Source organism: Moorena sp. SIO3I6, from assembly GCF_010672095.1.
This window is the reverse complement of record NZ_JAAHHU010000605.1, coordinates 1-2671: the sequence shown is the minus strand read 5'-3', so window position 1 is coordinate 2671 and position 2671 is coordinate 1. Positions and strand designations below refer to the sequence as shown.

The window sequence follows — 2671 nt, the reverse complement described above, 5'->3', positions numbered from 1 at the left end:
GGTTAGGCATAGCCTAGTTGTGAAGAGTGTAATCGGATGAGCTGAGCATCGAGTGGGTCAGCGGTTCATCCTTCTGTTTCACCATTATCCGCAGCTGCTCAAGCATTTCTACCGCGCTGCACTAGTATTCTAGGTTCGACTACTGCTCTTTTGACTGCTCCTCTGCCCGTAGTTTACGGACTGGTGGCACTAGCAGTGAGTGGCGGAAAGAAATCCGTGCAACGCCGATGGCCAGAAGCGATCGCTGCCGGAGTGCTTCTTACCATAGGAGTTTGGGGGTTCAGTTGGATTCCTGGGGTTGAACTGGCCGGTGTACTTGGCAGCACACTGGTAATGTCATTCTTAGTGGTGTGGGCAAACCGAAAACTATTTCATAAACTATTTCATAAGGCAAAACGAAAAAGAACAGTAAATCTAGTCAACACTGCCCGTAATAGTTCCGAAAAAACGGCTCATGATTCGGCTGAGTATGGTATTACTAAAGTATCCCTCTGGCAGGTAATAGCTCCCTACGGAATTCTGACAGCAATTCTGCTGATCTCTCGCTTAGTTGTTCCTCTAAAAATTTTGCTGAAGAGCCATTTTGTGATATCCATAGCTGCCATCAATCTAAATCTACCCCTGCTTTACAACCCAGGCTTTTATTTACTTTTGACAGCTTTGGCTACAGTCACAATTTTGGGAACAGTCGTACACAAACTGCAAGTGATAACAATACAAGCTTGGCAACAATTTATCCCTGGAGCCATCGCACTCGCCTGTTTTCTAGCAGCCTCTCAAGTTATGCAAGCCAGTGGCATGATAGCTAGTCTAGGCATGGCCGCAGCAACACTTGGTGACAAGTATATATGGGTTGCACCTTGGTTAGCTGCTCTAGGAGGCTGGATTACTGGTTCAAGTACTGCGAGTAATGCCCTACTTTCCCAATTACAACAAGAGGTAAGCATTCAGTCTGGCTTACCACTAGAGTGGCTGATGGGAGCTCAGAATGGAGCTAGCGCCCACGCCACGATGATTTCACCTGCTCGCGCTATTATTGCTGCCACTGCTGTTGGGTGGTCTGGAGCTGAAGTCTTTTTGCTCCGGCAGATGGGACTAGTTGTTCTAGGAGCAGTGGCAGTTATTATGTCACTTCTGGTTTTGGCTTTACCATAAAATCTCTATTTTTAGATAGAGTAAGTATCAAATAAATCACTGAACATAAATTATGTTAATTATGTTCTCTTGATTAAGAAAATTAAAGTTGCTCAAACCCTTTCTGTTCCAAGATACCCGATCACCCATCCGAAGTTCCCTGGTCTGAACAGTCAACTTGAATTATGTCTGGCTACCGACTATGATATGTAAATCCTAGAGATGGTGTAGCCAAATGACCCAGCTGAAATGCCCTAAATGTGAAGGAACCTTAGAAGCAGTTGTGTATTCAACGATTCCTGTAGACCGCTGCAGCAGCTGTCAAGGGATCTGGTTTGATTCCATGGAAGCTCAACTGTTGAAGGACATAAAAGGCTCCGAGATTATAGATACAGGTGACCCTAAAACAGGGAGTAACTTTAATGAAATTAGAGATATTAATTGCCCGAAATGCCAGACAAAACTGACCAAAATGGTTGATATAAAACAGACTCATATTCGGTATTAAAAATGCCCGGTATGCTATGGTATATGGTTTGATGCTGGTGAATTTAAGGATTATAAGGAAGAGGGAATAGCAGACTTTTTTAAGGATATTTTTAGCTAATTAATAGCCTAATTAGCAATTTAAAATTTAAATTAATTGGCTGCCACTGGGAAAACCTATGGGAAAAGGTAGTAGCTTGACCACGATGCTAATTTCCCTGATCAAGCAGGTTCGAGATGCTCAAGTCCGAAATGATCAACTCTATTGGGCTGGTTTCGGTAAAGTGATGATAAATTCACTATACGCTCCCACTTCAGTTTCCAGCTTCAAGGTTCCTCCATGCTGACCGACGATGATATCATGGGTCATTGATAATCCTAATCCTGTTCCTTCTCCAGTGGGTTTAGTGGTAAAGAAAGGATGGAAAATTTTATCTTTAATCTCCGGTGGTATCCCTATACCATTGTCACGGATGCGGATTTCTACCATCTGCTCCAGATTTTGGGTTTTGACCCGCAATGTCGCGGTAAAGGCTTTCTCCACCTGATCTGGATCTGACTGATAAGATTGCTGTTTGGCTTGAACCGCATAGCAACTGTTGTCAAGTAGGTTAATGAAGGCGCGGCTAAGATCATTTGATACTAGCTCTAATGGTTCAATAGAGTTATCGTAATCTGTGTCAATGATAATATTGAAGCGATTGTCAGAGGCTCGCTTGCTGTGATACACCAACTGTACTGCTTCGGCTAAAAGTTCATTAAGGTCAGTCAGTTGATGTTGAGAGCTCTCGGTTCGTGCGTGCAGCATCATACTGCTAATAATGCTATCGGCTCTGTTCCCGTGCTTATTGATAGCTAGGGAATTTTCTTTGATGTCGGTTAAAATCTCTTTGAGATAGTCTAGAGCGTCTGGATCGAGATGTTCAGATTGGTTGTCAAGTTCTTCAATCGCTTCCTCCACCAGCTCAACCGAACCTTCAGCATAGTTGTTAACAAAGTTGAGAGGATTTAGAGCGGAAGAGCGTCGATGAAGGAGGGTATAGAGGGCAGA

Annotated in this window: 3 protein-coding genes and 1 pseudogene; 3 read left to right on the top strand and 1 reads right to left on the bottom strand. The window is 43.5% G+C overall.

Annotation, left to right across the window (positions count from 1 at the left end; all coding sequences use genetic code 11):
* Nucleotides 1–126: 126 nt before the first annotated feature.
* From F6K49_RS40215 to F6K49_RS53850, 3 genes and pseudogenes are all read left to right on the top strand, one after another.
* Nucleotides 127–1155 (top strand): L-lactate permease, encoded by a 1029-nt coding sequence (locus tag F6K49_RS40215; RefSeq protein WP_293106406.1) that lies wholly within the window; start codon nucleotides 127–129, stop codon nucleotides 1153–1155.
* Nucleotides 1156–1369: 214 nt separating this feature from the next.
* The gene (locus tag F6K49_RS40210) at nucleotides 1370–1642 is read left to right on the top strand and encodes a zf-TFIIB domain-containing protein (RefSeq protein WP_293054884.1); all 273 of its coding nucleotides are present in this window, start codon (nucleotides 1370–1372) and stop codon (nucleotides 1640–1642) included.
* A gap of 3 nt (nucleotides 1643–1645) precedes the next feature.
* A pseudogene (locus F6K49_RS53850) lies at nucleotides 1646–1741 on the top strand (zf-TFIIB domain-containing protein); the annotation flags it as partial.
* 141 nt (nucleotides 1742–1882) lie between these two features.
* On the opposite strand, the gene F6K49_RS40205 reads toward F6K49_RS53850, so the two are convergent.
* The coding region (locus tag F6K49_RS40205; protein ID WP_293106403.1) for an ATP-binding protein at nucleotides 1883–2671 on the bottom strand (789 nt) is incomplete at its 5' end.

Coding starts and splice junctions, on each gene's coding strand:
- F6K49_RS40210 (WP_293054884.1), top strand. CDS start 1,370: ATGACCCAGCTGAAATGCCCTAAATGTGAAGGAACCTTAGAAGCAGTT.